The sequence below is a fragment of the Kitasatospora sp. NPDC101176 genome, from assembly GCF_044768035.1.
GTDB lineage: Bacteria > Actinomycetota > Actinomycetes > Streptomycetales > Streptomycetaceae > Kitasatospora.
Map to the genome: position 1 here is coordinate 1 of NZ_JBIWPA010000058.1, position 5,644 is coordinate 5,644.

At 72.6% G+C, this 5,644-nt stretch carries 5 protein-coding genes; 1 reads left to right on the top strand and 4 read right to left on the bottom strand.

The window, feature by feature from the left end; translation table 11 throughout:
- Nucleotides 1-89: 89 nt before the first annotated feature.
- Both ACIRS1_RS38290 and ACIRS1_RS38295 read right to left on the bottom strand, forming a co-directional pair.
- Nucleotides 90-1,130, bottom strand: coding sequence for a zinc-dependent alcohol dehydrogenase family protein (locus ACIRS1_RS38290; RefSeq protein ID WP_402847293.1), 1,041 nt, complete (start codon nucleotides 1,128-1,130; stop codon nucleotides 90-92).
- Between the two features lie 199 nt (nucleotides 1,131-1,329).
- A complete protein-coding gene (locus tag ACIRS1_RS38295; protein WP_402847295.1) occupies nucleotides 1,330-1,608 on the bottom strand; it encodes a dsRBD fold-containing protein in 279 nt (92 codons plus the stop codon).
- 337 nt (nucleotides 1,609-1,945) lie between these two features.
- Here ACIRS1_RS38295 and ACIRS1_RS38300 point away from each other — a divergent pair, with 337 nt between their 5' ends.
- Nucleotides 1,946-2,143: a hypothetical protein gene (locus ACIRS1_RS38300; RefSeq protein ID WP_402847296.1), complete on the top strand. Its 198-nt coding sequence runs from the start codon at nucleotides 1,946-1,948 to the stop codon at nucleotides 2,141-2,143.
- A gap of 275 nt (nucleotides 2,144-2,418) precedes the next feature.
- On the opposite strand, the gene ACIRS1_RS38305 is transcribed toward ACIRS1_RS38300, so the two are convergent.
- Both ACIRS1_RS38305 and ppsA read right to left on the bottom strand, forming a co-directional pair.
- Entirely contained in the window at nucleotides 2,419-2,874 is a 456-nt protein-coding gene (locus ACIRS1_RS38305; RefSeq protein ID WP_402847297.1) for a universal stress protein, read from the bottom strand.
- Nucleotides 2,875-2,990: 116 nt separating this feature from the next.
- Nucleotides 2,991-5,354 carry a phosphoenolpyruvate synthase gene (gene ppsA, locus ACIRS1_RS38310; protein ID WP_402847298.1) on the bottom strand — a complete coding sequence of 788 codons (2,364 nt, stop codon included), beginning with the start codon at nucleotides 5,352-5,354 and terminating at the stop codon, nucleotides 2,991-2,993.
- Nucleotides 5,355-5,644 lie beyond the last annotated feature (290 nt).

The following is a 5,644-nucleotide window of genomic DNA, read 5'->3' on the forward strand; positions in this document are numbered from 1 at the left end:
GCGAGGGAGTCCAGATCAGGCGTCACAACCGATCTTTGGACTCCCTCGCTTCATGTCATGCGCGCCAGCGAGCCCTTGGCATCAATCATCTAGTCCGTGAGGAGTACGGCGACGCCGTTGACCCGGTCCGCGGCGAGGTCCGCGAGCGCTTCCTCCGCCCGTCGCAGGGGGTAGCGGGTCACATGGACGGCCGGGCGGCTCCGGGCGGCCTCCGCCAGGTAGGCCAGGCCGTCGGCCCGGGTGTTGGCGGTGACGCTGCGCAGCGTGCGTTCCTGGAAGAGGTGGCGTTGGTAGTCGAGCGTCGGGATGTCGCTGAGGTGGATGCCGGCGACGGCGAGAGTGCCGCCGCGGTCCAGGGCGGCCAGGGCGGGTGGCACCATCTCGCCGACCGGGGCGAAGAGGATGGCGGCGTCCAGGGGTTCAGGGGACGGGTCGTAGGAGTCGCCGGCGAAGGCGGCACCGAGGTCCAGGGCCAGTTGCCGCGCCGCGGGGGCACGGGTGAACACGGCCACCCGGGCGCCCCGGGCGAGGGCGAGTTGGGCGGTCAGGTGGGCGGAGGCGCCGAAGCCGTAGATGCCCAGCAGGCCGCCTTCCGGGAGTTCGGCCCGTTCGAGGGCCCGGTAGCCGATGATCCCTGCGCACAAGAGCGGGGCGAGTGCCTCGGCGGGTGGGCCCTGGGGCAGGGGGTAGGCGAAACAGGCGTCCGCGGTCAGGTGGCCGGCGTAGCCGCCGTGTCGGTCCCAGCCGGTGTACCGCGAGTCGGGGCAGAGGTTCTCGCGTCCGCTGCGGCAGTAGGGGCAGGTGCCGCAGGTCCGTGCGAGCCAGGCCACCCCGGCCCGGTCGCCGACGGCGAACCCCTCGACCGCCGAGCCGGTCGCGATGACCTGCCCGACGACCTCGTGCCCGGGCGTGCACCGCGCCCTCCTCGGTACGAGGTCACCCTCCGCCAGGTGCAGGTCGGTGCGGCACACCCCGCAGGCCTCCACCTGCACCAGGATCTCCTGCGGCCCCGGTGCGTCCACTGGCCGTCGCTCCCACGCCAGGGGCCCGGGTCGCGTCCCGCCCATCGGACCGGGACGGTCGACCACCCACGCCTCGGTGTCCACCGGTACTGCTCCTGCCGCTCTCATGGCTGTCTCCCGTCCGCTCCTCGGCGTGTGGGTTCGGTGCCGCCCATGTCGAATCTGGGGGGCGGGCGCTCGTGCGTCATCGGAGCGGCGTAGGGCGTGCCCCGGAAGACCCAGCGGCTGAGGTCGATGACCGGGTCGAACAGGTCACGCGGGTAGGTGCCGGTGAACGTCGGGGCGACGGCGAATAGCGCGGGTCGCCTCAGGTACCTGCGGAGCGGTCATTGGCGGCCGCATCGGCGAGGCCCGCACGCAGGAGCCGGTGGCCGAGGTCGATCAGGGCGCGGCCGGCGGCGTACTCGTCGCCGATCTCCGGGACGGGCGGGTCGAGGGGGTTGCGGTGGGCGGTGGTGCGGGCCTCCAGGGTGTTGTCGCCCGTGTCGAGGGTGGCGTGGACCTTGGTGGTGTCGCCCTCCTCGAAGAGGTCGAGGCGCAGGGACCACCGTTTGGTGCGCAGCGGGTTCGGGGCTGTCGTGGTCATCATCGGCTCCTGGGTTTCTCAGGCTGGGACAGGTGGCTCGGGCCGGACGGGGTTCCAACTGCTGAGGCGGTTCCGAGCCTGCTGGGGGGCCGTGCGACGACCGGGCCCCTGCGTCCAGAAGACCACCGCCGGGCTCCGCACGGCAGGGCCGTTCGGACCACCGATGGACCCACCGACAAGGACCTGTCGGGGGCACTACCGGCTCGCCGGGAAGGCCGGACGTACCGCGGGATGAGGGCGGGAGAGCCCCGCACACCGGGGTCCCGGCCTCTGGGGGCGGTGTTCCGGGTCCGCGAGGGTGGAGGAGTCCCGGCGAGGTGGACGGAAGGTGAGTTCGGTGATCATCTCGGAGACGGCGAAATTCCACATCGGCGACCGCGTGTGCGTGTACCGCGACTCGTCGTACGGCGCAATCGAGAGCGCCGTGGTCGTAGGCCTTCCGGCCGACCACAGCGTGCGGCTGGAGTTCACCGACGGTCATCGCAACCACCTACGCGACGGCCGCATCGAGTTGCTCGTGCCGCTCACCCACTGAAGGTCGTTCGCACCGGCGCCGCCCGGTTGCCGCTGGGCGCCGAGGTGCGGCCGCGACCCGTCGACTGTCGCGCGGGTCTCAGCGCGTTCTGGCAGGAAGCTGTGGCGGCGGGGAAGAAGCCCGTCGGCGCCGTGGACGACCTGGTTCCGACGTCCCTCCAACCTCGTCCGGCCCGGTCACCGACGGCTGGGCGAAGACGTAGGAAAACGGAATCGGGCACGGGGGTGGCCCGAAGATGCATGCGACGCCCCGTGGCCTCGCCCGGCCGGTCGCGGTCAGAGACGAGGTCCGGTCTCGTCACGCACGACGACGACCGGACAGTTCGCGTGATGGACACAGTGCTGGCTGACCGAGCCGAGGAGTGCTCCAGTGAAACCGCCGTGTCCGCGGTTGCCCACGGCGAGCAGGTGCGCGCCGTCGGCGGATTCGAGGAGGGCGGTGGCCGGATGGCCCTGGACGACGTGCTGTCGGATTTGGACCTGAGGTGTGTCAGCCCCCGTCTCGCCCACGGCGTCGGCCAGTGCCTGACGGGCATTGTCCTCGAAGTCGAACGACTGGAGAACAGGTGCGGGCCAGCCGTATCCGACGGGATACTGCCAGGCGATCACCGCATCCACGATGGCTCCGGTGGCCTCGGCATAGCGGACTGCCCAGGCCAGTGCGGCCCTTGAAGCCGGAGATCCGTCCACTCCCACAACGATCCGGGCCGGCCGTTCGTCATTCTCACTCATCACACACATCTCCACGTTCGTGTCGTTCGGCGGTCGCCATCCGTGCCTGCCGGTGGGTGGTCGCCGCGCTCGTGGCGCTCACCCCGCCGGTTCCCGGTACCGGCATGGACGGCATGTCAGCAGGATTCCTCGGCCGTGGCCACGGCGCGCTTCACCACGGCAGAGCTGTCCGGGGTGACGGAGACCGAGTCGATTCCGGCCTGGACCAGGAAACGGGTGAAGTCCGGGTCGTTGCTGGGACGTTGGCCACAGAGGCCGACGTGGCAGCCAGCCGCGTGGGCGGTGGCGATCAGGGATTCGATGCTGCGGGTGACCGCCGGGTTGCGCTCGTCGAAGAGATGAGCCAGCAGGCCGGAGTCCCGGTCGACGCCGAGGGTGAGCTGCGTGAGGTCGTTGCTGCCGATCGAGAAGCCGTCGAAGCGTTCGGCGAACTGCTCGGCGAGCAGGATGTTGGCCGGGATCTCGGCCATGACATACACCCGCAGGCCGTTGGCGCCCCGGGTGAGCCCGTTGTCGGCCATCACGGCCAGCACCCGGTCGGCCTCCTGCGGGGTGCGGCAGAACGGAATCATCACGACCACGTTGGTGAGCCCGAGTTCGTCACGGGTCCGGCGCAGCGCCCGGCACTCCAGGGCGAAGCCCTCGCGGTAGCCAGGGTCGTAGTAGCGGCTCGCGCCGCGCCAGCCGATCATCGGATTGGCCTCGACCGGCTCGAACGGCGCACCGCCGACCAGCCGGGCGTACTCGTTGGTCTTGAAGTCGCTGGTGCGCACCACCACCGGGTCCGGCCAGCGGGAGGCGGCGATCCGGGCGACGCCCTGGGCGAGCTGGTCAACGAAGTAGTCGGTGCGGTCCGGGTAGCCGTATGTCAGCTCGTCCACCAGCCGCCGGTCCTCGCCGGACAGCCGCTCGGGGTGGAGCAGCGCCATCGGGTGGACGCGCACCTGGTGGGCGACCACGAACTCGGTGCGGGCCAGGCCCACGCCGTCCGCCGGCAGCCGCCACCAGCGGAAAGCTGCGCCTGGGTCGGCGAGGTTGAGCATCACCTTGGTCCGGGTGGCCGGCAGCGACCCGAGGTCGGTCTCGGTCGCCTCGTAGGAGACCCGGCCCGCGTAGACGTGGCCCTCCGCGCCCTCGGCGCAGGACACCGTGACCTCCCGCCCACCGGTCAGCAGGGCGGTCGCCGAACCGGTGCCGACCACGGCCGGCACGCCCAGCTCCCGGCTGACGATCGCGGCGTGCGAGGTGCGCCCGCCGTGGTCGGTGACGATCGCGGCGGCGCGCTTCATCAGCGGCTCCCAGTCCGGGTCGGTGATCTCCGTGACCAGGACGGCGCCCTGCGGGAAGCGCTCCAGCCCGACCGGCTCAGCCAGCGCGCACACCGGCCCGACGCCGACCGCCTCGCCCACCGCGATGCCGTCCACCAGGCGCTCGCCCGTACCGGTCAGCCGGAAGCGGCGCAGCACCTCACCCCGTCGGCGGGACTGCACGGTCTCCGGCCGGGCCTGGACGAGGAAGAGCAGACCGCTGATGCCGTCCTTGGCCCACTCCAGGTCCATCGGGCAGCCGTAGTGCTCCTCGACCGCCACCGCCCACTCGGCGAGGGTGCGGACGTCGCCCTGGCCGAGGACCGGTCGAGCCCGCTCGGCCCCGTCGGTGTCGACGGTCGTGGTCGAGCCGTCCTCGCCGTACACGGCCTTGCGGCGCTTCGCGCCCAGCTGCACCTGGACCACCGGGTCGAGGTGGTGGTCCCTTAGCACCGGCTTGAACACCGTGTACTCGTCCGGGTCCACCTGGCCGCTGACCACCGTCTCGCCCAGCCCCCACGCGGCACTGATGACGACCACGCCCGGGAAGCCGGTCTCGGTGTCCAGGGTGAACACCACGCCGGCGCCCGCGAGATCGGAGCGCACCATGAGCTGCACGCCGAGGGACAGGGCGATGGCGAGGTGGTCGAAGCCCATCCGCTCGCGGTAGTCGATCGCCCGGTCGGTGAACAGGGAGGTGTAGCAGCGCCGGCAGGCGTCCAGCAGGGCCTCGGTGCCCCGGACGTTGAGGAAGGTCTCCTGCTGGCCGGCGAAACTCGCCTCCGGCAGGTCCTCCGCGGTGGCGCTGCTGCGCACCGCGACGTCGGGGTCGGTGCGCCCGGCTTCGCGGGCGAGGTGCCCGTAGGCCGCCAGGACGTCCCGGGTCAGTGCGGCGGGCAGCGGAGTGGCCAGGACGGCGGAGCGGATCGCGGCGCCGACCTCGGCCAGAGGGGCGCCCCCGTGCAGCCGGTCGACCTGCTCGGCGATCCGCTCGCGCAGGCCACCGGTGTCGAGCAGTTCGCGGTAGGCGTCCGCGGTGGTGGCGAAACCGTCCGGTACCCGTACTCCGGCGGGGCCGAGGCCGTTGATCAGTTCGCCGAGTGAGGCGTTCTTGCCTCCGACCAGGCCGACGTCCTCCCGGCCGAGGTCGCGGAAGCGGATGACACGGCGCATGGCTGCCTCCAGGCGCGCTCGCGGTGACCCGGCGCCGGACGCACCGGGGGCTCCGTCCCTGCCACTGTCCGTCGGCGCCCGCCGTCGAGCCCAGGGGCGAACGCCTCCCGACACTGGTCCGGCCGGTCGTCCCGGGAGGGCCGATCGGCCCGTCGGACGGGGGCGGGGCGGGGGCGGACCCCGCCCCCCCCCCCCCGGCCGGGGGGGGGGGGGGAGGGCCGTGCGCACGCCGGAGGCGGCGGCGCCCATGGCCCGCCCCCAAACCCCCCACACCACCCAGGCGGCGGGGC